Source organism: Herminiimonas contaminans (assembly GCF_015645465.1).
Classification (GTDB): Bacteria; Pseudomonadota; Gammaproteobacteria; order Burkholderiales; family Burkholderiaceae_D; genus Oxalicibacterium; species Oxalicibacterium contaminans.
This window is the reverse complement of record NZ_JADOEL010000017.1, coordinates 49,655-73,037: the sequence shown is the minus strand read 5'-3', so window position 1 is coordinate 73,037 and position 23,383 is coordinate 49,655. Positions and strand designations below refer to the sequence as shown.

Genomic DNA, 23,383 nt, shown 5'->3' with positions numbered 1-23,383 from the left:
GACATCAAGACGACATTGTAATGAAGAAGCCTGACGTGATCATTACGTGACAGGTCCGCGTTTGACGAAAAACAGGCCGGTACCGATGGCGATGAAGAGGCCGCCAAAGAAGCGATTTTGCTTCTTCACCGCATGGGTGTTGCGGAAAAAGCGCTGCATCGACGAAGCGGCCACTGCATAGCCATGCATCACGATGATATCGATCACGCAAATGGTGAGGCCGAGGATCAGCAGTTGCGGCAGCAGCGGCGCATCCTTGACGATAAATTGCGGCAGTACCGCCACCATAAAAATCACGCCTTTCGGATTGGTGACGTTCGTCAGCAATCCATGCAAAAAGCGTTTTTGAAAACTCGGCACCATGTTGTGCGCCGCCTGTGTCTGCATCTCTGGTGCAAGTACCACCTTGGCGCGCCACTGGCTAATGCCGAGATAGATCAGGTAAAACGCGCCTATCGTCTTGACGATATTGAAAGCCATCTCCGAAGCCAGCAACAGCGAGCCGACACCCGCACCGGCGACCGTCAGCAGGAAAATCAAACCGAGTTGCAAACCGAGTATGGACGCGGTGGTTTTGCGTACTCCATATGCCAGTCCATGCGACATCGACAAAATAGCGCCGGAGCCGGGCGTGATAGCGATCAGGATGGCGGCGATCAGGAAAGTAAGCCAGAGGGAGAGCGTCATGATGGAGGCGGGTTTGCGGTCAAGCCCATATGATAATGCTTGCGCGCAGAGCTTGCTTTTTGCCCCCGTTTTTTACGGTCATTAGGCAAAAGTCCTCAGCCCATATCGCCAAATTTCGGCAAATTGGCTAAACTAAAATTACTGTCAAAGTTCCAGTTCATGTCGGGGTGTAGCTCAGCCTGGTAGAGTACTGCGTTCGGGACGCAGGAGCCGGAGGTTCGAATCCTCTCACCCCGACCAGATGATGTCTGGTCTGTCCGCTCCTTATCGTTCTTCCCCTAGCTTAAAGCCGCAACCACGATGCGCGTGGCAGATACAATGACGTCTTCACGTGGTGCTGCGTCCTTGCCGTTTTGCGTAAAGTAAATAGCAGTCACCAACGCACCGCCACCGGGTGGCAAGAGTATGCCGATATCATTGGTTGTGCCGTAGGAACCGGTGCCGGTTTTATCAGCGACTTGCCAGCCTCTGGGTACACCGGCCAGCATGCGTTTGCCGCCGGTCGTATTGCCTTTCAGCCAGCTCATTAATTGTTCGCGTTGCGCTTGTGGCAAAGCACTACCTAAGGCCAACTTCTCCAGGCTACTTTCCATCGCTGCAGGTGTGGACGTATCGCGTTCATCACCAGGTACTGCCGTATTCAATTCCGGCTCCCAGCGGTCCAGGCGGAATACGTTGTCGCCTATCGATCGCATGTAAGCGGTGATGGCAGCGGGACCGCCCAGTTCCTTCATCAGGAAATTCGCCGCTGCGTTGTCGCTGTACTGTAAGGTCGCTGCGCATAACTCGCTTACTGTCATGCCGTCTGCCAGATGTTTTTGCGTGACGGGCGCGTAGCCTGATTTATCCGTGTCCTCTTTTTTGTAGTGGTTACGCTTTTGCAGCAACGATGCGTCGCTCGTACTTCTTTGCAGGATAGCCGCCGCAACCATGACCTTGAAGGTGCTGCAGAAAGGGAAGCGTTCTTCAGCTCGATACTCAACGCGATTATCGGTCGCCATATTGATAGCCGAGACACCCAGCCGCCCACCGGAGCGTGCTTCTATTTTCTTCAATTCTTCCTGTGCAGTCTGGCGCGAGATTTTTTGATTGCTTGCATGGATGGGCAAGTGCAGGCCTGTAAGCGGTGTGGCAATCGCGGCCAGTAAAAGTGAGCGACGACGGGAGGAGGTAAGCATGATCGTGAACCAGTCAGTTTTTATACGCGATGGTCTTTATGCGGTACGCACAAACAAAGTCGTCAGCGGTGTATCGCCCAGCACACGGCTGCTATGGCCGTGTACCTTGTCATCGAATTCCACACCCGCAGGCACCAGGTCATTCGAAAAGAAATGATCGCCAGCCTTGAACACGCGCTTGCTGCCATCGCGCAAACCGATTTCCATTTCACCACTGAGTACCACCAGCCATTGCGCTGTCGTCGTGCAATGAAAATCGCTGCTCACGCCGGGCGGACTGTGTCGTACCTGGAAGCCGCCGGAAGGAATCAGATCGGATAGCAGTGCTTTAGGTGAGCCGCCTGGCAGTGCAATATCTGCTTCGCGGAATTTGGCGTAGCCGTCAGTGTCGGTATAGAGAACGATATTCTTGAATGTAGTCATGGTCATGTTTCAGTTAGGAATATGCAAAAATGTCCGCTACCCGTTCAAACGCGATAGCGGACATGGATGCGACATCCTAACTGATCTGATGCCGGACTTCAGGTTTTAGCGTTTATTGCTACCCAGCATGCGCACTGCCAATGCTGCCAGTGAAGATACAGTCGCCAGCACCACTACACCGGCCCAGCCAAACTGCGACAACAACAAACTACCGAGTGCCGCACCGCTGGACATACCGATGAACATGCCGGTGAACAGCAATGCATTCAAACGGCTGCGTGCGCCGGGTTCTATGCTGTAGACGATGGTCTGATGTGCAACCAGTGTCGCTTGCACACCCAGATCAAAACCGATCGTCGCAATCACCAGCAAAGCCAGTTGCATATGAGTAGGCAAGCTGGGTGCGAGCAGCATCACTGCAAACGATATCGCTCCCAGAGCAGCACCCAGACGTGTCACCAACTCAGGGCCGCGTTTGTCTGCCAGCTTGCCAGCCAATGGCGCAGCCAACGCGCCAGCTGCACCTGCCAGGCCAAAGGAGCCCGCCGCAGCACTACCCAGATGGAAAGGCGCGCCATGCAACATCACTGCCAGTGTCGACCAGAATGCGCTAAAGCCGAGTGCCAGTAAGCCTTGTGCCAAAGCTGCCTGACGCAGCGCAGGGTGACGACGCCACAACTGCACCATGGAACCGAGCAATTCACCGTAAGCCAATTGCGTGGTGGGCTGGAAGCGTGGCAAGCCGCGCCATGTGGCAACCGCAATCATCGCAACGCCTACCGATGCGGCGATATAGACCGAGCGCCAGCCGAATTCTTCCGCACCAAAGCCGCTGATAACGCGTGACAACAAGATGCCGAGCAATAGACCCGTCATCACCGTGCCAACTATCTTGCCGCGATGCGATTCAGGTGCGAGCGTGGCTGCAGCCGGCACGATGTCCTGTGCCATCGTCGCCGTCAGGCCGATCACCAGGCTGCTGGCCAGCAACCACATGATGCCGGGAGCGAGACCGCTGGAGAGTAAAGCCAGCGCGAGCAAAGCTGCCTTGATCAGGATGATGGTGCGCCTGTCGTAGCGATCGCCCAGCGGTGCCAGCAGCAAAATGCCGAGTGCATAACCGAGCTGGGTCAGTGTAGGTACCAGGCCTATCATGCGGTCGCTGGCGTGTATGTCGGCGCCGAGGACGCCCAGCATAGGCTGGCTGTAGTAAAGCGAAGCGACGCTCAGACCGGCGCCGGTAGCCAGCAGCAGGATCAGCGGTGCGGGCAGGGCGGCTTTCTCGACCTGTGTATGGGTGGATTGAGTGAGTAACATCAGAATTCCTTGTTATTAGCGACAGGACGGATTCTCCGCTATGCGTTTAAGGTGTGGTAGTGGCCTAAAACGTAGATTTGTTATACGCTTAACGTATGAAAGAATCCGGAAATCCAGGCGTAGACCGCATCGAGCTGATGCAAACCTTTGTCCGCATCGTTGAGGCGGGTAGTCTGTCGGCCGCTGCCGAGCAACTCAAAACCAGCCAGCCCACGGTCAGCCGTCGCTTGCAGGCGCTGGAGCGCAGCCTTAGTTTGCGGCTGTTACAACGCTCTACACATGTGATGAAGCTGACCGAAGACGGTGAGCGTTGCTACGCACATGCGAAGGACTTGCTGGATAACTGGAAAGTAATGGAAGCAGACTTGCGCGGTACGCAGGATGAGCCGGAAGGTACTTTGCGCGTGCTGGTGCCGCATGCTTTCGGGCAGGAACACTTGATCAAGCCGCTGGCTGAGTACCTTGAACGCTATCCGCGTGTGGCAGTGGAGTGGATGCTGCATGACAGGCATCCTGATTTCATTGCCGAAGGCATCGACTGTGCGATTCAGGTGGGTGTGGTCGACAATCCTTCGGTGGTGGCGATCAAGTTGTTTGATGTGCCGCGCATCGTGGTGGCCTCGCCGCAGTTGGTGTCTGGGAAATCGTCGCTAACGGTTGATGACTTGCACAATTTCCCGTGGCTGGCGTTTCGTACCTTCTATCGCGAAGAGGTCGTGCTGACACGGCAATCCGATAGTGCAGAGCATGCATTCTCGATCAAGCCGCGCATGAGTACCGATAGCCTGTATGCCTTGCGTACTGCAGTTGCGTCGGGTTTGGGTGTGGGGATTATTTCGGGCTGGCTGGTGGCGGATGACATTGCGCAAGGACGCTTGTTGCATCTGGTCCCTGACTGGCGTGCACCGCCTTTGCCGGTATATCTGGTGTATCCGCATGCGCGTTACTATCCGGCGCGTCTGCGTTTCTTCCTTGACACCATACGAGCGATCCAACCGCTGGGGCAGGTATTAGGCGTGCCCAAGAATGGAAAAGATAAATCTAAAAAGTAGTCTTAAGCAGCCGCCGTCACAAACTCTATCATCACGCCCGGCGTCGGTACGACGAACAATTGTCGCTCACCGGTAGCGGGTACTTCCGACGACTCGTATTCGTAGGTGGCGGCCTGCAATCGCGCAATCAACTTGTTCCACTCATCTGCACTGTCCACTCTGAACGCAATGTGATCGATGCGTGTAGGTGACTTCGTCAGTGGTCGTTCGGAATTGGTCTTGATCAGATGGATCACGGCTTTACCGTCGTGATACAGCCAGTAACCATCGAAGCCAAAAGGCGGGCGCTCGCCTGCCGTGAGTCCGACGATATCGCAAAAAAACAGGCGTACCGCTTCCAGTTGCGGCGTGACGATGGTGGCGTGATCGATTTTCATGTGTGCAGCGTGACTTATGAGCCGAAGTAGCCTATGCCCTTGGCAGCCATCGCTGCACACAGAATCATTGCTCCCAGCAGCATCAGTTCCGCATGGATAATGCCGCGCAGCTTGCGACTCTGCGTATCTGTCAGCTCAGGCACCACGCCTTGCTTCAGCGTCTTATTCCATTTCAGGAAAGTCATGGTCGGATGGATGGAGATCAGGCCGACGATGATGAAGAGCACCATCTTGATAATGAAGGGCGCGCTATGCATGTAATAATCCGCGCCTTTTTCAAAATACATCACACGCAAACCACCGATGATCAGGATCAGGCCAGCGGCGACGCCGTAGATGGCGTCGTAGCGCTGGATTTTCTTTGCCGTTGCGAGTGTTAGCGGTTGCTTCAGCAATAGCATTTCGAAGGCCAGCGTGAGCATGATGGCCAGGAAGGCTATGTGGTGGAGGAAGGCTATAAAAGCATTCATCTTCGCTAATTGTTAGTTTTTATAGCTAAGGTAAGGAAAGAGCAATTTCTCGCAAATCAATTTCAATATCGTAGTGTTTCCCATTTCCTGCATGAAGTACGTCAATTGTATCTATATATAAAATTTTATAGACTAGATTTTTGATTAACATTGATAAAACTGCTGGTCCAAAAGGCACCAGAAATACTTTTTCCCACGAGTGAGATTTAAGTTTGATTGCCACTCGCTTCAATATTTTCTTGAATTCCTCTTCAGCTAATTCTTTGCTACTGAAATCTAGTGAGCCACTAGATGCGATGAACAATTCGCCTCTTTTGTGATGCTTGGATAATGGGTGAATTCCTTCATTGACAATGATTGTTAGAACTCCTGATTCGACATCAATATGGTCAACTTTTAGAGCATGAATGAGTGCAGTTTCTCCATGTTCCTCAATGTAGCGAGACACAAGTTCTTTTATATCTTGTTTCACGATTTTTCTATCTTTCTGACTAGTTTAAGTTCGCCATGAGTGTCTCGTTTTGACTCTGTGTAATACGTGGCTAACTGTTCATCATCAAAGGAATCATTGTTACTTTTCAAAATAATATTCGTTACCCCATAATGGCGTAGCGGGTCCGATTCTGGGGTTGGTTTGTATTCCGCTAAGTACTCATATCGCAAGCTAAAAAAAGTTGGGTCTTCCATTTGTAAAGAAGCCATTTTTGACATGCTGTGCGATGTTTTAGTCTCTGTTTCAAGTCTTATTTTTATGCGTGAATATGTTTGATGAATCGTGAAAATTACACGACTATTCTCTGTATCTGAACTTGAAACAATACCGTCCCAAGTGCCGGCGATATAAGGGATGCGAATTATCCCTAAGTTGTAAAAAATCTTAAATTTCCAAATGAATAAATCAAACAAAAGAAATGTTAGAAAAAATATAGCAATTCCTGAGGGGGCCGCTACAGAAATATTAAAAGAGTCATATAGCAGCCCAATGCAATAGGAAGCTAGCGCACTAAGTAATCCACTGATAAGGAATAAGATGTAATAGGTTTTCTTACGATCATGGTTGTTCAGTGTGTATTCATGCATTTAATACTCTCTTTTTAGTTTTAGTTATAAGATTTTATTGATTTAATGCTTACGAATTCAGTGCCAGTCACACCCTTGTGCGCCTCTGTGCATAGAAAATTTCTCCCTTAATTATTACTTCCCCCACCCATCCTTCAAAGTCACCGCCCGATTAAACACAGGCTTCCCAGCCTTGCTATCCACACGATCAGCGACAAAGTAACCGTGACGTTCAAACTGCAATTTCTCATCCGGCTGTACTGCCGCGACGCCAGGTTCTACAAATGCTTGCACGACTTCTTTTGAGTTCGGATTCAGCGCCAGTTTGAAGTCCTTACCACCAGCGTCCGGATGCGGATCGCTGAAGAGGCGGTCGTACAGGCGTACTTCGGCTTGCAGTGCATGTGCTGCGCTGACCCAGTGCAGATTGCCTTTGACTTTGTAGTTGGCCGAGCCTTCGGTACCTGATTTGCTGTCCGGGAAGTAGGTGCAGTGTACGGCGGTGATGTTGCCGTCTGCGTCCTTGTCCGCGCCTGTGCATTCAACCACGTAGCCGTAACGCAGGCGTACCTTGTTGCCAGGGAAGAGACGGAAGTAGCCTTTGCTTGGTACTTCCATGTAGTCCTCTTGCTCTATCCACAGTTCTTTGCTGATAGGGAAAGTACGGTTGCCGCGTTCAGGATGATGCGGATGTACCGGTGCCGAGCATTCGACGGTTTCGCCTTCAGGGAAGTTGTCGATGATGAGTTTGAGCGGGCGCAGTACTGCGATGGCGCGTGGCGCTTTTTCATCGAGGTCTTCGCGCAGTGCACCTTCGAGTACGCTGTAGTCTATCCAGCCGTCGGACTTGGTGACGCCTGTGCGCTCGCACATCAACTGGATCGCTTCCGGTGTGTAACCGCGGCGGCGCATGCCGACGATGGTAGGCATGCGCGGATCATCCCAGCCTTCGACGATGTTTTCTTCTACCAGTTGGCGCAATTTGCGTTTGCTGGTGACGATGTAGGTCAGGTTGAGACGCGAGAATTCGTATTGATGCGGCAGTGGCTTGGCAAAGAAACCGCCTTCAGCCAGGTGTTCGAGCACCCAGTCGTAGAACGGACGGTGATCCTGGAATTCCAGCGTGCAGACCGAGTGCGTGATGTTTTCGATCGCGTCTTCAATCGGATGCGCGTAGTCGTACATCGGATAGACGCACCATTTGTCACCAGTGCGATGGTGATGCGCGTGACGGATGCGGTAGATGGCCGGATCGCGCAGGTTCATGTTGGGCGAGGCCATGTCTATCTTGGCGCGCAGGATGTGCGCACCATCTTCGAATTCGCCAGCCTTCATGCGGCGGAACAGGTCCAGCGATTCTGCGGCCGGACGGTCACGGAAAGGCGAATTTTTGCCTGGCTCACCGAAGTTGCCGCGGTTTTTTGCCATGTCTTCTGCGGACTGGCTGTCGACGTAGGCAAGACCTTGGTTGATCAGGTATTCGGCCATTGCATACAACTGGTCGAAGTAGTCGCTGGCGAAGTAGAGGTGTTCCTTGTTGCCGTCTTTCCAGTCAAAGCCCAGCCATTTGACGCTGTCTATGATGGTGTCTACGTATTCTTGTTCTTCCTTGGTCGGATTGGTGTCGTCGAAACGCAGGTTGCAGCGACCGGCGTAGTCGCGCGCGAGGCCGAAGTTGAGGCAGATCGATTTGGCGTGGCCGATGTGCAGGTAGCCGTTAGGTTCTGGCGGGAAGCGGGTGATGACCGTAGGCAGCGGCTGGCCGTCTTTGCCGACACGTGTTTCGTGTTTGCCGGCGGCGAGATCGGCTTCGATGATGCCGCGCAGGAAGTTGGAAGGTGCCGGGGTTGGATTGGTGCTGCCGTTTTTTGAATCGTTGCTCATGGATACGTGTTCTGGGCTAGGCGCAGGGCTAGTGCGCAATATTAAGAAGTAAAGGGCATTTTACCCGAGGCGGGCGGGTGTTGAGCCATAAATGGCTAAGCGCCGCCGCACAGCGGTTTTTCGCTATGCGCGGCGGCTGTCGCCAGCTGTGAAAATCAAGCGTAAAGGCTGGTAGATACGGACGGCCAGCCTTGCCGGATAAGGCTCAGGACGCGGACACTGGTTTGTGGTTTTCCGCTTTGGCTGCCAGCTGGGCTTTTTCGCGTTCTTTTTCCTTTTGCAGGCGTTTGATGACGCCGCGCTCTATGTACATCAGGTAGAGCAGGATGGCGATGGGTAGAAGCAGTGCGAGAAAACCCGCGTATTGGTAGGCAAAAGCGGCACCGACGGCACCGACGCCAAAGGCGACGACCGGCCACAGGAATTTGATGCAGCGCTGTTTGACCGCTTCATTGGCCGAGCCAAAGATGACGTCGACCGAGTCGATTACGAGCTGGGTCACGTTGCCGGTCATCATGGCAGTTGGCGCGAGGTGAGGCAGCAAGAGTCGGCCGGCGGCGCTGTGCGTACCCATGGCCATCGCGCCGACGATACCTGCCAGTTCTGCCATCAGTGTGGGTTCATTGCCGATAGGGCTGGCGATATAGCCGAGCACCATGAAGGCAATCAGCAGGACGAGCTGCAGGATGTAGGCGTACCACAGCGCGTGGCGGCCGCGTTTGAGCAGGGATGCAATGAACAGGCGGGCGAAGACCACGCCAAAGACGAAGGCGGGAAAGGCGAGAATTTTGAGGAGCAGCGGCCCGCCTTGCGGGTGCGCCATCTCTGCGCCGATCAGTACAAAGTTGCCGGTGACGTGCGCGGTAAATAAACCAAACAGTGCAACGAAACCTAATGTGTCCACATAGCCAGCCAGGAAACCGAGGCTGCTATTTTGAATCTTGTGACGCATTTCACTACGCTTCATCGATTCTCACTCCATGCAAAAACAATGTTCAGGCACGGTAAATGACACAAGCGAGGCGGCGCACGATAGCTATAGGAATCGTGGGCAGGAACGACTTGCTTCAGATACCTGAAGCAATACTCTCATAAAGCGATGACAGTGTGGTTACGAGAATGTGAAAAAGATGTATTTGCCGCCACGCTGTAGTTTAGTAGTCGGGCTTGGCTGCATGGTGCACAAAGGTGTTTTTGACGCGCACCGAACGCAGGAAGTAGGGCACCCAGATGGCTGCGCCTATGCCGCTCTTAACCAGTTCGATGACCGAACGGGAATTGCTTTGTTGCGCGTCGAGACCCAGCAGCGAAGTCAGCATGAGGTCCGCCAGTTGCAGTACGGCGCTGACCACTATCCAGAGTATGAATATGGCGGGCGCGAGCTTGCGCTTCCGGAAGAAGAGGTAGCCCAGCCAGATGGTGAGGGCAAACAAGGCAAGGTTGGCCAGGATTTCCCAGCCGAGTACGGTGGCTAACACCGGGCTATAGTTCGGCGACTTCGTGCTCAGCAGCGAGATCCATACCGACGGGCGCAGCAGGTCCAAGAATGTCTGATGGAATTCATAGATCATCCGCAACGGGCTGATGATGAGGGCGATGGCGGGCAGCAGCAGCCAGCCGCCTATGCCGGATGGTTCAGGTGCAGGGACTGCTGGAGCGGATGCAACTTCGGACATGTCATTCTCGTGGGAAAAAATCAGCGCACATTAGACCCGAAAGCGGCCGCATAAACATCCCCATGAATATGGGAGTGCGGCCGCCTGGTGTGCAGTGTCGGGTGAGTCAGCCAGTAATCAATAACCGACTGCCTGTCCGTCGCGACGTGGATCGCTGGCAGCGATGTAGCCGTGTTCGGTTTTCCAGATGAATTGACCGGCGCCGAAATCCATATAGCTGTCGGCGATGTTTTCGATTTTGTGGCCACGTGCCTGCAGCGCAGCGCGTACATCTGGTGGCATGGTTTCTTCGACGTCTACCGACATGCCGACATTCACCTTCCAGCGCGGTGCATCGCATGCCGCTTGTGGTTGCTGGTTATAGGACAGCATGCGGATCAGGGTTTGCACATGGCCTTGCGGCTGCATGTTGCCGCCCATGACGCCGAAGCTCATTTCCGGTTTGCCATCCTTGCTGAGGAAGCCAGGGATGATGGTGTGGAACGGACGCTTGTTTGGCGCGACACAGTTTGCATGGCGCGCAATGGTGTTGAAACCGAAGCCGCGATTTTGCAGGCTGATGCCGGTGCCTGGTACCACGACGCCAGAGCCGAAGCCCATGTAGTTGGACTGGATGAAGCTGACCATCATGCCGCTTTCATCTGCTGCGGTCAGGTAGATGGTGCCGCCTTTTGGTGGCGTGCCGTGGCTGGCGCGTGTGGCCTGGTCCATATTGATCAGTTTGGCGCGCTCGCTCAGGTAGCCATCACTCAGCAAGTCCTTGACCGTGACTTCAGTCATGTACTTCTCGTCGGCGACCCATTTGTAGGTATCGGCAAACGCCAGTTTCATCGCTTCAATTTGCATGTGTTGCGCTTCGACCGAATCTACCGGATAGCGTGTGATGTCCAACTTGTCGAGGATGCCGAGTGCGATCAGTGCTGCGATACCCTGGCCATTCGGCGGGATTTCGTGCACGGTGTGTCCACCGTAGTTTTTCTGGATAGGCGTGACCCATTCCGGCTGGAAGCCAGCGAGGTCAGCCAGCGTCATGGCTGCGCCGTTTTCCTTGGCGTAGTTGACGATGGATTCAGCCAGCTCGCCACGGTAGAAGGATTCGCCATTGCTTTCAGCGATTTTGGTCAGCGTTTTGGCGGCATCGCTGAAGACGAATTGCTCACCTACATGCGGGGCACGGCCATGCGGCATGAAGGCTTGCGCAAAGCCGGGTTGGTTCTTCAGGATAGGAATCGCGTTATTCCATTTTTTCTGTACGACAGGTGCCACCATGTGGCCGCGTGCCGCCAGTTCGATCGCTGGTTCCAGCAGGTCGGCGAAAGGCAATTTGCCGAATTTTTGCGAGAGCGCGACCCAGCCTGCGATCGCGCCCGGTACGGTAACAGAGTCCCAGCCGCGTTCCGGCATCAGGTTGTTGTGCTTTTGCTTGAAGTATTCAGGCGTCCACGCTGCCGGCGAGGTGCCGGAGCTGTTCAGGCCGTGCAATTGATTGCCATCCCATACCAGTGCAAAAGCGTCGCTGCCGAGGCCGCAGGAAACCGGTTCAACTATGGTGATGGCGGCTGCAGCGGCAATCGCGGCGTCGACCGCATTGCCGCCTTTGAGCAGCATGCGCAGGCCGGCTTGTGCCGCCAGCGGTTGCGAGGTTGAAACGACGTTGCGCGCAAACAGCGGGGCGCGGATTGATGGGTAGGGATTGGCCCAGTCAAAAGTTGGCATGTGTAATCCTGAGGTGGTCGTTACGGGTAAATGCGTGGCCGGGGCGCGCCAGATGGCGCGGCCATCCGGCAGTCACGATAGCGGCTGACATTTTATCTGTTGTTGTGTTTCAGGTCTCGTGTTGAAAATGCAAGAAGTCCGGCTATATTAAGAGCAGCACGCTGATATACACTGTGCGCTCTTGAGTCGATTGGAATAACACCATGTGGCCCTATCCCAAGATTGTTGCGCATCGCGGTGGCGGCGTGCTGGCACCTGAAAACACGATAGCTGCGATGCGTTGCGGGCTGACGCACGGTTTTTATGCGGTCGAGTTCGACGTGATGCTGTCTAAAGACGGTGTGCCCATGGTCATGCACGACCCCGAGCTGGGACGTACCGTGCAGGGTGAGGGCAGCATAGCCGACTACACCGCGCAGGAATTGATGGAGCTGGATGCAGGGGCCTGGTTTGGCGTGAATTTCATCGGTGAGCCAGTACCCAGCTTTGAGCAAGTCGCGCATTTCTGCATACACCACAATATCTGGATGAATATCGAGATCAAGCCGGTGCCGGGGTTTGAAGATCAGACCGGCTGGGTGGTGGCGCAGGCGGTCAAGCGCCTGTTTGAACACTCACTGGATCGTACCCCGGGCGCTTTGCCCTTGCTGTCTTCATTTTCCTTCGACGCTTTGCGGGCGGCGCAACTGGCGGCACCGGACATCCCGCGTGCTTTCCTGATGGATGAGGTGACGCCGGATTGGCATGAACGCCTGTTGGCGCTGGGTGCGATTTCGCTCAATACCAACCACAAACACCTGACGCCGTTGCTGGCGCGCGCTGTGAAAGAGGCCGGATTTGGCCTGTTTTGCTATACCGTCAACGAACCGGCACGGGCGCAGGAAATCCTGTCCTGGGGCGTGGATGGCTTCTGTACCGACCGTATCGACCTGATCGGGCCACGCTTTGGCGAGGAACCGGCTCATATTTCCCCTTCGTCACGCTAAGCGCTCCCTTGTGGTTTCAACCATGAGAAGGGGAGGGTTATCGCGCCCATATCACGTATAATCTATCGTTTGCACCACCAATTTCCTTACTTTTAGCCAGAACATGAACTCGTCCGAAATCCGCGAAAAATTCCTGAAGTTCTTTGAATCCAAAGGCCACACGATCGTGCCGTCCAGTCCGCTGGTACCGGGCAATGATCCGACGCTGATGTTCACCAACTCGGGGATGGTGCAGTTCAAGGATGTATTCCTCGGCAGCGACAAGCGTCCGTATGTACGTGCCACCTCGGTACAAGCCTGCCTGCGCGCTGGCGGCAAACACAACGATCTGGAAAACGTCGGCTACACCGCACGTCACCATACTTTCTTTGAAATGCTGGGTAACTGGAGCTTCGGCGACTACTTCAAGCGCGACGCGCTGAAATGGTCGTGGGAACTGTTGACACAGGTTTACGGTTTGCCAGGCGAGAAATTGCTGGCGACGGTTTATATCGAAGACCAGGAAGCCTACGACATCTGGACCAAGGAAATCGGCTTGCCGCCTGAGCGCGTTATCCGCATCGGCGACAACAAGGGTGGTCGCTATAAATCAGATAACTTCTGGATGATGGCCGATACCGGTCCATGCGGTCCTTGCTCGGAAATCTTCTATGACCACGGTCCGCACATCGCTGGCGGTCCTCCAGGCAGCCCGGATGAAGACGGTGATCGTTTCATCGAAATCTGGAACAACGTTTTCATGCAATTCGACATGGCAGAAGATGGCTCGGTCAAACCGTTGCCTGCACCTTGCGTCGATACCGGCATGGGCCTGGAACGCCTGGCCGCGATCCTGCAACACGTACACAGCAACTACGAAATCGATACCTTCGAGGCTTTGATCAAAGCTGCTGCGCGTGAAACCCATACGCAAGACCTCAGCAATAACTCGCTGAAAGTCATCGCCGACCATATCCGCGCGACCGCATTCCTGGTGGCTGACGGCGTGATCCCGAGCAATGAAGGTCGTGGCTATGTACAACGCCGCATCATCCGCCGCGCGATCCGCCACGGTTACAAACTCGGCCAGAAGAAGCCTTTCTTCCACAAGCTGGTGCAAGACCTGGTCGTGCAAATGGGCGACGCTTATCCAAAACTGAAAGCGGATGCACAACGCATTACCGAAGTATTGAAAGCGGAAGAAGAACGCTTCTTTGAAACGCTGGCCAACGGCATGGAAATCCTTGACGCAGCGCTGGCTGGCGACGCCAAGGTATTGCCGGGTGAAGTCGCATTCAAGTTGCATGACACTTTCGGCTTCCCGCTCGATCTGTCGGCGGACGTATGCCGCGAACGTGGTCTGAGTGTCGATGAAGCTGGCTTTGCTGCTGCGATGGAAAAACAAAAAGCAGCAGGTCGTGCTGCTGGTAAATTCAAAATGGAACGCGCGGTCGAATACACCGGCGCAGGCAATACCTTCACCGGTTACGAACACCTGGAAGAGCAAGCCACGGTCGTCGGCTTGTACTTCGAAGGTACTGCCGTGCAGACGCTGAAAGAAGGCCAGGCCGGTATCGTCGTGCTGGACACCACTCCGTTCTACTCGGAAAGCGGTGGTCAGGTTGGCGACCAGGGCTTCATCAGTGCTGAAGGTGTGCAGTTCGGCGTTGAAGACACACAGAAAATCAAAGCGGATGTTTATGGCCACCACGGTGTACAGACCCAGGGTGCGTTGACAGTTGGCGACAAGGTCAAGGCCGCAGTGGATGGCGCACGTCGTGCCGCCACCATGCGCAACCACTCGGTCACCCACATCATGCATAAGGCTTTGCGTGAAGTGCTGGGTGCACACGTGCAGCAAAAAGGTTCGCTGGTTGATCCGGACAAAACACGTTTCGACTTTGCGCACAATGCGCCGGTTACCCGTGAGCAAATCCTCGAAATCGAAAAACGCGTGAATGCAGAAATCCTGTTGAACTCGGATACGCAGGCACGTGTGATGGATATCGAATCCGCACAAAAAACTGGCGCGCTGATGTTGTTCGGTGAAAAGTACGGCGAAACCGTACGCGTACTGGATATTGGTTCCAGCCGTGAGCTGTGCGGTGGTACCCACGTCAGCCGTACCGGCGATATCGGTTTGTTCAAAGTCATGAGCGAAAGCGGCGTAGCTGCTGGCGTGCGTCGTATCGAAGCGATTACTGGTGCGAAGGCGCTGGCCTATGTGCAGGAGCTGGAAGCAGTGATCCATAGCGCAGCAGCGATGATGAAAACCCAGCCGGCAGAACTGGAGCCACGTCTGGCGCAAGTACTGGATCAGATGAAAGCGCTGGAGCGTGAAGTCGGCGCGCTGAAAGGCAAGCTGGCGTCGTCGCAAGGTGATGAACTGGTCGAGCAGGCGGTTGATGTCAAAGGCATCAAGGTACTGGCAGCGGTGCTGGAAGGTGCCGATGTCGCGACCCTGCGCAACACCATGGACAAGCTGAAAGACAAACTGAAAACAGCCGCCATCGTGTTGGCAGCTGTGAACGACGGTAAAGTCAGCCTGATTGCAGGTGTGACCGCTGATTCCATCGGTAAGGTTAAAGCTGGTGAACTGGTCAACTTTGTCGCGCAGCAAGTCGGCGGCAAGGGCGGCGGCAAGCCGGATATGGCTCAAGCCGGTGGTACCGATGCCAGTGGTTTGCCGAATGCCTTGCAAGGCGTCGCAGCCTGGGTCGGCGAACGCGCTTAATTCATACCTGACGGCGCAAGCAGGAGTGTTGACCTGCTTGCGCCGTTTGCTTTTTCCGCAGGGCATTAAAAGCAGGTGTGTAGTTGCAAGCAATTGTTAAATAAGTTGTATACCCGGCCTCCGGCCATTCCCCTGTTGCGTTTGAGAGTAGAATCAATCGCATGTACTGATGTGAGAGTATGACCATGGAATTTACCAAAGACCTCGATGCACGGGGTTTGAATTGCCCTCTGCCAATTTTGAAGACCAAGAAAGCCTTGGCCGAAATGGTGAGCGGTGAGGTCTTGCGTGTGCAAGCTACCGATCCAGGTTCGGTACGCGACTTCCAGGCCTTCGCCAAACAGACCGGTAATCAATTGCTGGAGCAAAGCCAGCAAGACGAAGTCTTCACCTTCTTCATGCAACGCAAATAATACGGATGCATGTGCTGCGGCCAGGCCACGGCGCATGCTGGCAATACGCCTGTTTCCGTACCTCCGATTTCCCGCCTTATCCCTACCGCCAGACTGGTCATAGTGTCCAGAACTGAGCATCTGCGCCACTTCCGTTTATAATCTTTCCTAGTTTACATTTACGTCCTTGTGACTTTTTCAAAGGCATAGCTATGAAAGTGTTGGTTCCAGTCAAACGTGTGGTTGATTTCAACGTCAAGGTCCGCGTCAAATCGGATCAGTCCGGCGTCGATATCGCCAACGTCAAAATGTCGATGAACCCCTTCGATGAAATCGCTGTGGAAGAAGCGACCCGCTTGAAAGAAGCCGGTAAAGCTACAGAAATCATCGCCGTCTCCTGCGGCATCCTGCAATCGCAGGAAACCCTGCGTACCGCGATGGCCATTGGTGCCGATCGTGCAGTGCTGGTAGAAACCGATGTTGAGTTACAACCGTTGGCCGTCGCCAAATTGCTCAAGGCAGTTGCTGATAAAGAACAACCGCAACTGATCATCCTCGGCAAGCAAGCGATTGATGATGATGCGAACCAGACTGGCCAGATGCTGGCCGCCTTGCTGGATTGGCCGCAAGCGACCTATGCATCGAAGATCGAAATCGAAGGCGACAAGATCAAAGTCACCCGTGAAGTGGATGGCGGCCTGGAAGTGGTCGCGCTGACACTGCCAGCGATCGTGACCACTGACCTGCGCCTGAACGAACCGCGTTATGTGACTTTGCCTAACATCATGAAGGCAAAGAAAAAGACCCTGGAAAACTTCAAGCCAGCCGACCTCGGCGTTGATGTCACCCCGCGCCTGAAAACCTTGAAAGTCGAAGAGCCTGCGAAGCGCTCGGCCGGCATCATCGTGCCGGACGTAAAAACGCTGGTCGAAAAACTCAAGAACGACGCCAAAGTCATTTAATTATCTGTAGCGATGTGTGCCCGGCACCGTCGCTATATTGCATACATCACAGGAATTCACCATGACAGCACTCGTCATTGCCGAACACGATAATGCCTCCCTGAAAGGCAGCACCCTGCATACCGTTACCGCCGCTGCTCAATGCGGTGGCGAAGTTCACGTCCTGGTCGCAGGTCACCAGGCTGATGCAGCGGTACAGGCTGCCGCAAAAATTGCAGGTGTCACCAAGGTACTGGTAGCGGACGGCGCACAATTCGCCGACGGCCTGGCCGAAAACGTTGCGGCGCAAGCACTGGCACTGGCTGCCAATTACTCGCACATCCTGGCACCGGCTACCGCATACGGTAAAAACATCCTGCCACGCGTCGCCGCCAAGCTGGACGTCGCGCAAATTTCTGAAATCACCAAAGTCGTTTCGGCCGATACCTTCGAGCGTCCGTTCTACGCCGGTAACGCGATTGCCACCGTGCAGTCGGCAGATGCGGTCAAAGTCATCACCGTGCGCGGTACCGCTTTTGATTCCGCAGCTGAAGGCGGCTCGGCGACAGTTGAAAACGTTACGGCCGTAGCTGATTCCGGCAAGTCGTCGTTCGTATCGCGCGAACTGGCAACCTCGGCACGTCCTGAATTGACCGCTGCCAAGATCGTCGTATCCGGTGGTCGTGGCCTGGGGTCGGAAGAAAGCTTCAAAATCCTCGAGCCACTGGCTGACAAACTGGGCGCAGCGATGGGTGCATCGCGCGCAGCAGTTGACGCTGGCTACGTGCCTAACGATTGGCAAGTCGGCCAGACTGGCAAGATCGTGGCACCGGAGCTGTACATCGCGGTCGGTATCTCGGGGGCGATCCAGCATCTGGCTGGTATGAAAGATTCCAAAACCATCGTTGCTATCAACAAGGATCCGGAAGCACCGATATTCTCGGTAGCGGATTACGGCATCGTTGGCGATTTGTTTGAAATCGTGCCGCAACTGGTGACCGAGCTGGGTTAATACCGGGCCAGCTAATATGCAGGGAGCCGTAGCGGGCAGTGTCGTTACAGCTTAAATGGGCAGGACGAGCAGCAGATGTGGTGCGTACAGGATGTTTTCTGGCACACTGCAAGAGCTGAACGTCCTGCCCATTTTCTTTTAGGAGTCTTGCATGAGTTACGTTGCCCCCTTGAAAGACATGTTGTTCGTGATGAACGAACTGGCCGATCTGGCTGCGATCAATGCCTTGCCCGGCTGTGAAGATGCGACACCGGAAACAGTGGAAGCGGTACTGGAAGAAAATGCACGCTTTTGCGGTGAAGTGATCGCACCACTGAACCAGGCCGGTGACCGGCATCCGAGTGAGTGGAAAGACGGCAAGGTCACTACCACGCCGGGTTTCAAGGAAGCGTTCAAGGCCTATGCTGAAGCTGGCTGGCAAGGTGTGCAGCATCCAACAGATTTTGGTGGCCAGGGTTTGCCCAAGCTGGTGGCGACACCGTGCATGGAAATGCTGAACTCGGCCAGCCTCTCGTTTGCGCTTTGTCCCTTGCTGACCGACGGTGCAATCGAAGCATTGATGACCGCAGGCTCGGATCAGCAAAAAGAAAAATTCCTTCCTAACTTCATCGCTGGTAAGTGGACCGGCACCATGAACCTGACCGAGCCGCAGGCCGGTTCCGATCTGGCGCTGGTGCGTTCGCGTGCAGTGCCGCAGGGCGATGGTACATACAAAATTTCCGGCACCAAGATTTTCATCACTTACGGCGAACACGATATGGCGGAGAACATCATCCACCTGGTGTTGGCCCGTACGCCGGATGCACCGGAAGGGGTGAAAGGTATTTCGCTGTTTCTGGTGCCTAAATTCCTGGTGAATGAAGATGGCTCGCTCGGTGAGCGCAATGATGCGTTCTGCGTCTCCATCGAACACAAGCTCGGCATCAAGGCGAGCCCGACTGCAGTATTGCAATTCGGCGACCACGGCGGTGCAATCGGTACGCTGATCGGGCAAGAGAATCGCGGGCTGGAAACCATGTTCATCATGATGAATGCGGCGCGCTTCGCAGTTGGTATACAAGGTATCAGCGTGGCAGAGCGCGCGTATCAAAAAGCCGTCGCCTATGCGAAAGATCGCGTACAGTCGAAAGACCTGGAGGGTTCGGCGACCGCAGTCTCCATCATCCATCAACCGGATGTGCGGCGCATGCTGATGTCGATGAAGGCGCAGATAGAAGGAGCGCGTGCACTGGCTTATGTCGGTGCGGCCGCCTTCGATATCGCACATCATCATCCGGATGAAAAAGTGCGCAATGCACAGCAGGCTTTCTACGAATTCCTGGTGCCGGTGATCAAGGGCTGGTCTACCGAGATGTCGATTGATGTGGCGTCGACTGGTTTGCAAATCCACGGTGGCATGGGCTTCATCGAAGAAACAGGTGCTGCGCAGTACTATCGCGATGCGCGCATTCTGACGATTTATGAAGGCACGACAGCGATCCAGGCAAATGATCTGGTTGGTCGTAAAACCGTGCGAGATGGCGGTGCGGTGGCGCGCGGTATCATCGCTGCCGTGCGTGCGACCGAAGCAGAATTGGCCAAGTCGACCGCACCGGATTTGAAAGCGATAGGCGTACATCTGGCTGAGGCATCGACGGCGCTGGAAGAGGTCGTCGCCTATGTCGTCGCGAATATTCAGTCCGATATCAAGGGTGTGTTCGCTGGTAGCGTGCCTTACCTCAAACTCGCAGGCATTGTGCTCTGCGGCTGGCAGATGGGGCGTGCCGCCCTGATTGCGCAGGCGAAGCTGGATGCGGGCAGTGGTGATGCGAAGTTTTATCAGGCCAAGATTGCGACGGCGCGTTTCTTCGCTGATTACTTCCTGTCGCAGGCGGTCGCTTATCGCAGTGCCATCGTCAGCGGCAGTGCGGGTGTGCTGGCGCTGGATGAAGCGCAGTTCTGAGTTTACGTAGTCTGTTTCAGCGCAAGCGTCCTATATAGCCACGATCAACCGGGTCACCGGTTTCCGGTGCGGCGGGTGCTGCGCTCGGTGCCGCCGCAGCCGGTTCAGTGGCGGGTTCCTGCAGTCGCGTCAACAAGGGTTGACGCGGTTCGGTGCGCACAAACAAGCCTTCAGTACCAAAAAAAACTTCCTGCAATTTTTGCCCCAACTCCTGCACCTCTTCGCTGGTGGAGAGCGATGCCATCTTCAACAGATAGCGGCAGTAGCCCGGATCGATGCGCATGTATTCGATATCGATCACGCGGCCGCTTTGCCGTCTCAGGTTCACGTGCAGCCTGCCCATTAATGCAAACGCATGGGTTTCCAGCTCTGCACGTGAGTGGTGTTCTTCGGTCATAGTACGTGCTCGCCGTGTTGTTCCAGATCCAGGCCTTCGATTTCTGCTTCCGGTGTGACGCGCAAGCCGACCAGTGCGCTGACGATGCCGAGGATGAGGGCGGTCATGACAGCCGAGTAGACCACGGTGACGATCACACCGAAGGCTTGATTGCCGAAGCTGCTGCTTGCACCGCCTATGCTTTCGACTGCGAACACACCTGTCAACAACGCGCCGACTATGCCGCCGACGGCATGGACGCCGAACACATCCAGTGAGTCGTCATAACCGAGTTTGGATTTGAGTGTGGTTGCGCCCCAGTAGCAGGCGAGGCCAGCGGCGGCGCCTATCACCAGCGCACCGCTGACACCGACGAAACCGGAAGCCGGTGTGATTGCCACCAGGCCGGATACTGCGCCGGAGACCAGGCCGAGTACCGACGGTTTGCCGCGACGCAGCCATTCGATGATCATCCATGACAGCGCGCCGACCGCTGTTGCGATTTGTGTCGCCAGCATCGCCATACCTGCGCGGCCATCAGCTGCCACCGCCGAGCCTGCATTGAAGCCAAACCAGCCCACCCACAGCATGCAGGCACCGATCACGGTCAGCACCAGATTGTGTGGCGGCATAGGTTCCTTGCCGAAGCCCAGGCGCGGTCCGATGATGATGGCGGCAACCAGGCCGGAGACCCCGGCATTGATGTGAACCACGGTGCCGCCAGCGAAGTCGAGTACGCCGCGCATTGCCAGCCAGCCGCCCGGTTCCCATACCCAGTGTGCGACCGGTGCGTAGACGAAGATGGACCACAGCGTGATGAAGATCAGCAGCGCGGAGAATTTCATGCGTTCGGCGAAAGCGCCGGTGATCAGTGCCGGGGTGATGATGGCAAAGGTCATCTGGAACATGATGAAGACGCTTTCAGGTATCGTCGGAGCGATTTCGCTGACGCTGAGCTTGCCGGTTTCCTTGACGAATTCCATGCCGCTGAGCAGTACCCGGTCCAGTCCTCCTATATACGGAGAGCCGGGTGTAAAGGCGAGGCTGTAACCGATGACGACCCAGATCACGGTGACCAGGCAGGTGACGGCAAAGCTGTGCGCCATCGTCGCCAGTACATTCTTCTTGCGCACCATACCCGCATAGAACAAGGCCAGGCCGGGGATGGTCATGAATAGCACCAGCGCTGTTGACGCCAGTAACCAGGCGGTATCGCCCGCGCTGATCTTGCTGGCGTCGACTACAGTGGGTTTGGTGAGTGGCGCTTCTGTGACCGGTTCCGGCGTTGCCGTTTCGGTCTGCTCGTTAATCATCGGCATGGTCAACGGCGCAGCCTGCGTTTCGGCAGCCGGTGTTGTGTTTTCCGGTGCCGGGGTTTGCGCGTGAGCGTTGCTGAAGACAAAGGCAGAAACGAGGATGGTCAACGCCATCTTGATGGATGTGGCGGATGCGAAGGACGCAGTACGCATAATCATGAAACTCCCTGAGGACTGATTGAGCCATGTGGCGATGCCACGGCAAGTTTCATAAAAGCACTATGTGTGCCATGCGAATTATCAGTTGAGGGAGGGAAAAGCGGGCAGTCAGTGCGGCTGATAGCGGTTACGCGCACTGACGCAGGTCACGCGGAGGACGGCTTGCACTGCGCTGGGGCGATGGCAAGCCGGTGGAATGGGCTCAGCCGAAAGCGCCGCCGGTCAGGTAGAGGTCGAAGCCGCGCGCGATGGTCGCGATCAGGGCGGTGGAGCCAAGCGCAAAAGTCAGTACCACCAGCACGATGACGGGCCAGCCGGAGTTGGAAATCTGGCCGGAATCGGCATTGTGTTGCGCATCCCATTTCTCATCCGGGGTCAGGCCGATGACCAGCGCGCCGATAAAACCGGCAAATACCGACAGCGGCGGGAAGGCGAGGTGCGCCCAGGCCCAGAAATCTTTCTTGCCGTACAAATAAAAGCGATGCAGGCCGAGCCAGCCAAATAAGGCGGCTAATAGGGTGCTTAGGGTTTTGTTTTTGTGCGAATTTGGCATATTCCTGCTATTTTTTCGGTGAAAAGGCTGATTTTTATATAAAAATCAGCTTTTTTGATTAAAAAACGTGTGAAAATGCGTGCAAACTCCGGTTTTTAATCAAAATTAAATCAAATACCATCTGTCTGACCCGGTTTTTACCTATTGTACGGGCAGATGGACTACGCGCCGCAAAAGCTTTTCCATAGTGGAATAGTCTGATTGCCCGATTTGCCACACCGATATTGCTGATCTCAATGAATGAGGTTGCAGGTGCTGTGCTACCTGGGCTATAATTTGCGGCTTTTTCCGTGTTCAGACACTTTTTGGAAATATTATGGTCGTCATTCGTTTAGCTCGTGGTGGTGCAAAAAAGCGCCCTTTCTTTAACATTGTTGCTACAGATTCGCGCAATCGCCGCGATGGTCGCTTCATCGAACGCATCGGTTTCTACAACCCGGTAGCTTCCGGCGCTGAAGAAAGCGTCCGCATTGTGCAAGACCGTCTGGCCTACTGGCAAGGCGTGGGCGCACAACTGTCGCCTACAGTAGCTCGCCTGGTTAGCCAAGTCGGCAAAAAAGCCGCTTAAGTTTTGTCGAATCAAACGGCATCGGGAATGAAAGTTCCTGAAGATTTGGTGCTGGTTGGTTACATCTCCGGTGCGTATGGATTGAATGGCTGGGTAAGGGTCAGACCCTATTCGGCCGATGCTGATGCATTGTTAACTGCCAAGACATGGTGGCTGGATAAGCCTGAATTCCATGACGTGGAAATGATGCAGTCCAAGATGCATACCGGTGATGTAGTCGCAAAGTTGATGGGTGTGGCAGGGCGAGATGCTGCGGAGGCGCTGAAAGGTGCAACCGTGCAGATTCCGCGTAGTCATTTCCCCGCTCTGTCGGATAATGAATTCTATTGGGTCGACCTGATCGGCCTGGAAGTCGAGAACCTGCAGGGCGAACACTTGGGTCAGGTCAGTGACATGATGGACAACGGTGCGCATCCTATTTTGCGCGTTGCTGTGCCACTGTCGGCTGATGCCGCTGATCCCAAGGCTGCGTCGCAAGAGTTGCTGATCCCGTTCGTTGAGCAGTTCGTCATCACGGTCGATCGAACAGCAAAGAAAATTACAGTGGACTGGGGACTGGATTACTAGTCCGATGAGAGGAGTGTGC

At 54.9% G+C, this 23,383-nt stretch carries 24 protein-coding genes and 1 tRNA gene; 10 read left to right on the top strand and 15 right to left on the bottom strand.

Annotated elements, in window-relative coordinates; all coding sequences use genetic code 11:
- Positions 1-42: 42 nt before the first annotated feature.
- Positions 43-687, bottom strand: coding sequence for a LysE family transporter (locus IXC47_RS16705; protein WP_195876397.1), 645 nt, complete (start codon positions 685-687; stop codon positions 43-45).
- A 163-nt stretch (positions 688-850) separates the two neighbouring features.
- Here IXC47_RS16705 and IXC47_RS16700 point away from each other — a divergent pair.
- Positions 851-927: transfer RNA gene (locus IXC47_RS16700), tRNA-Pro, on the top strand.
- 38 nt (positions 928-965) lie between these two features.
- Here the strand turns inward: IXC47_RS16700 and bla are convergent.
- From bla to IXC47_RS16685, 3 genes are all read right to left on the bottom strand, one after another.
- Positions 966-1,865 (bottom strand): class A beta-lactamase, encoded by a 900-nt coding sequence (gene bla / locus IXC47_RS16695; protein WP_195876396.1) that lies wholly within the window; start codon positions 1,863-1,865, stop codon positions 966-968.
- 36 nt (positions 1,866-1,901) lie between these two features.
- A complete protein-coding gene (locus IXC47_RS16690) occupies positions 1,902-2,288 on the bottom strand; it encodes a cupin domain-containing protein (RefSeq protein ID WP_175626132.1) in 387 nt (128 codons plus the stop codon).
- Positions 2,289-2,393: 105 nt separating this feature from the next.
- Positions 2,394-3,605, bottom strand: a complete 1,212-nt coding sequence (locus tag IXC47_RS16685; RefSeq protein ID WP_195876395.1) for an MFS transporter — start codon at positions 3,603-3,605, stop codon at positions 2,394-2,396.
- Between the two features lie 95 nt (positions 3,606-3,700).
- On the opposite strand from IXC47_RS16685, the gene IXC47_RS16680 reads away from it, so the two are divergent.
- Positions 3,701-4,657: a LysR family transcriptional regulator gene (locus tag IXC47_RS16680; RefSeq protein ID WP_195876394.1), complete on the top strand. Its 957-nt coding sequence runs from the start codon at positions 3,701-3,703 to the stop codon at positions 4,655-4,657.
- Positions 4,658-4,659: 2 nt separating this feature from the next.
- Here the strand turns inward: IXC47_RS16680 and IXC47_RS16675 are convergent, their stop codons facing one another.
- The 8 genes from IXC47_RS16675 to IXC47_RS16640 all read right to left on the bottom strand — a co-directional run bounded on the left by IXC47_RS16675 (position 4,660) and on the right by IXC47_RS16640 (position 11,839).
- Complete coding sequence (locus tag IXC47_RS16675; RefSeq protein ID WP_195876393.1) at positions 4,660-5,034, bottom strand: VOC family protein; 375 nt, start codon at positions 5,032-5,034, stop codon at positions 4,660-4,662.
- Positions 5,035-5,048: 14 nt separating this feature from the next.
- The gene (locus tag IXC47_RS16670) at positions 5,049-5,504 is read right to left on the bottom strand and encodes a DUF2214 family protein (protein WP_195876392.1); all 456 of its coding nucleotides are present in this window, start codon (positions 5,502-5,504) and stop codon (positions 5,049-5,051) included.
- Between the two features lie 25 nt (positions 5,505-5,529).
- Complete coding sequence (locus IXC47_RS16665; RefSeq protein WP_195876391.1) at positions 5,530-5,976, bottom strand: hypothetical protein; 447 nt, start codon at positions 5,974-5,976, stop codon at positions 5,530-5,532.
- Positions 5,973-6,584, bottom strand: a complete 612-nt coding sequence (locus IXC47_RS16660; protein WP_195876390.1) for a Cap15 family cyclic dinucleotide receptor domain-containing protein — start codon at positions 6,582-6,584, stop codon at positions 5,973-5,975. Before IXC47_RS16660 ends, IXC47_RS16665 begins: the two co-directional genes overlap by 4 nt.
- Positions 6,585-6,698: 114 nt before the next feature.
- Complete coding sequence (locus tag IXC47_RS16655) at positions 6,699-8,447, bottom strand: glutamine--tRNA ligase/YqeY domain fusion protein (protein WP_195876389.1); 1,749 nt, start codon at positions 8,445-8,447, stop codon at positions 6,699-6,701.
- A 205-nt stretch (positions 8,448-8,652) separates the two neighbouring features.
- Positions 8,653-9,414, bottom strand: a complete 762-nt coding sequence (locus tag IXC47_RS16650) for a YoaK family protein (protein ID WP_175626139.1) — start codon at positions 9,412-9,414, stop codon at positions 8,653-8,655.
- 187 nt (positions 9,415-9,601) lie between these two features.
- Positions 9,602-10,123 (bottom strand): DUF2569 domain-containing protein, encoded by a 522-nt coding sequence (locus IXC47_RS16645; RefSeq protein WP_195876388.1) that lies wholly within the window; start codon positions 10,121-10,123, stop codon positions 9,602-9,604.
- A 117-nt stretch (positions 10,124-10,240) separates the two neighbouring features.
- Positions 10,241-11,839 carry a gamma-glutamyltransferase family protein gene (locus tag IXC47_RS16640; RefSeq protein ID WP_195876387.1) on the bottom strand — a complete coding sequence of 533 codons (1,599 nt, stop codon included), beginning with the start codon at positions 11,837-11,839 and terminating at the stop codon, positions 10,241-10,243.
- Between the two features lie 203 nt (positions 11,840-12,042).
- Between IXC47_RS16640 and ugpQ the strand changes: the two genes are divergently transcribed.
- The 6 genes from ugpQ to IXC47_RS16610 all read left to right on the top strand — a co-directional run bounded on the left by ugpQ (position 12,043) and on the right by IXC47_RS16610 (position 19,825).
- Positions 12,043-12,825, top strand: coding sequence for a glycerophosphodiester phosphodiesterase (gene ugpQ / locus IXC47_RS16635; RefSeq protein ID WP_195876386.1), 783 nt, complete (start codon positions 12,043-12,045; stop codon positions 12,823-12,825).
- Positions 12,826-12,928: 103 nt separating this feature from the next.
- Positions 12,929-15,538 (top strand): alanine--tRNA ligase, encoded by a 2,610-nt coding sequence (alaS, locus tag IXC47_RS16630; RefSeq protein ID WP_175626143.1) that lies wholly within the window; start codon positions 12,929-12,931, stop codon positions 15,536-15,538.
- 185 nt (positions 15,539-15,723) lie between these two features.
- Positions 15,724-15,951 carry a sulfurtransferase TusA family protein gene (locus tag IXC47_RS16625; RefSeq protein ID WP_175626144.1) on the top strand — a complete coding sequence of 76 codons (228 nt, stop codon included), beginning with the start codon at positions 15,724-15,726 and terminating at the stop codon, positions 15,949-15,951.
- A 191-nt stretch (positions 15,952-16,142) separates the two neighbouring features.
- Positions 16,143-16,892, top strand: a complete 750-nt coding sequence (locus tag IXC47_RS16620; RefSeq protein WP_195876385.1) for an electron transfer flavoprotein subunit beta/FixA family protein — start codon at positions 16,143-16,145, stop codon at positions 16,890-16,892.
- 61 nt (positions 16,893-16,953) lie between these two features.
- Positions 16,954-17,883 carry an electron transfer flavoprotein subunit alpha/FixB family protein gene (locus IXC47_RS16615; RefSeq protein ID WP_195876384.1) on the top strand — a complete coding sequence of 310 codons (930 nt, stop codon included), beginning with the start codon at positions 16,954-16,956 and terminating at the stop codon, positions 17,881-17,883.
- A gap of 151 nt (positions 17,884-18,034) precedes the next feature.
- Positions 18,035-19,825, top strand: coding sequence for an acyl-CoA dehydrogenase (locus IXC47_RS16610; protein ID WP_175626147.1), 1,791 nt, complete (start codon positions 18,035-18,037; stop codon positions 19,823-19,825).
- 16 nt (positions 19,826-19,841) lie between these two features.
- Here the strand turns inward: IXC47_RS16610 and IXC47_RS16605 are convergent, their stop codons facing one another.
- From IXC47_RS16605 to IXC47_RS16595, 3 genes are all read right to left on the bottom strand, one after another.
- Positions 19,842-20,222, bottom strand: a complete 381-nt coding sequence (locus IXC47_RS16605) for a hypothetical protein (protein ID WP_195876383.1) — start codon at positions 20,220-20,222, stop codon at positions 19,842-19,844.
- The gene (gene amt / locus IXC47_RS16600) at positions 20,219-21,676 is read right to left on the bottom strand and encodes an ammonium transporter (RefSeq protein ID WP_195876382.1); all 1,458 of its coding nucleotides are present in this window, start codon (positions 21,674-21,676) and stop codon (positions 20,219-20,221) included. Before amt ends, IXC47_RS16605 begins: the two co-directional genes overlap by 4 nt.
- Before the next feature lie 202 nt (positions 21,677-21,878).
- A complete protein-coding gene (locus tag IXC47_RS16595; RefSeq protein WP_195876381.1) occupies positions 21,879-22,229 on the bottom strand; it encodes a TM2 domain-containing protein in 351 nt (116 codons plus the stop codon).
- Positions 22,230-22,545: 316 nt separating this feature from the next.
- Here IXC47_RS16595 and rpsP point away from each other — a divergent pair, with 316 nt between their 5' ends.
- Both rpsP and rimM read left to right on the top strand, forming a co-directional pair.
- Positions 22,546-22,797 carry a 30S ribosomal protein S16 gene (rpsP, locus tag IXC47_RS16590; RefSeq protein ID WP_124574772.1) on the top strand — a complete coding sequence of 84 codons (252 nt, stop codon included), beginning with the start codon at positions 22,546-22,548 and terminating at the stop codon, positions 22,795-22,797.
- 27 nt (positions 22,798-22,824) lie between these two features.
- Complete coding sequence (rimM, locus tag IXC47_RS16585; RefSeq protein ID WP_195876380.1) at positions 22,825-23,364, top strand: ribosome maturation factor RimM; 540 nt, start codon at positions 22,825-22,827, stop codon at positions 23,362-23,364.
- Positions 23,365-23,383: the final 19 nt, after the last annotated feature.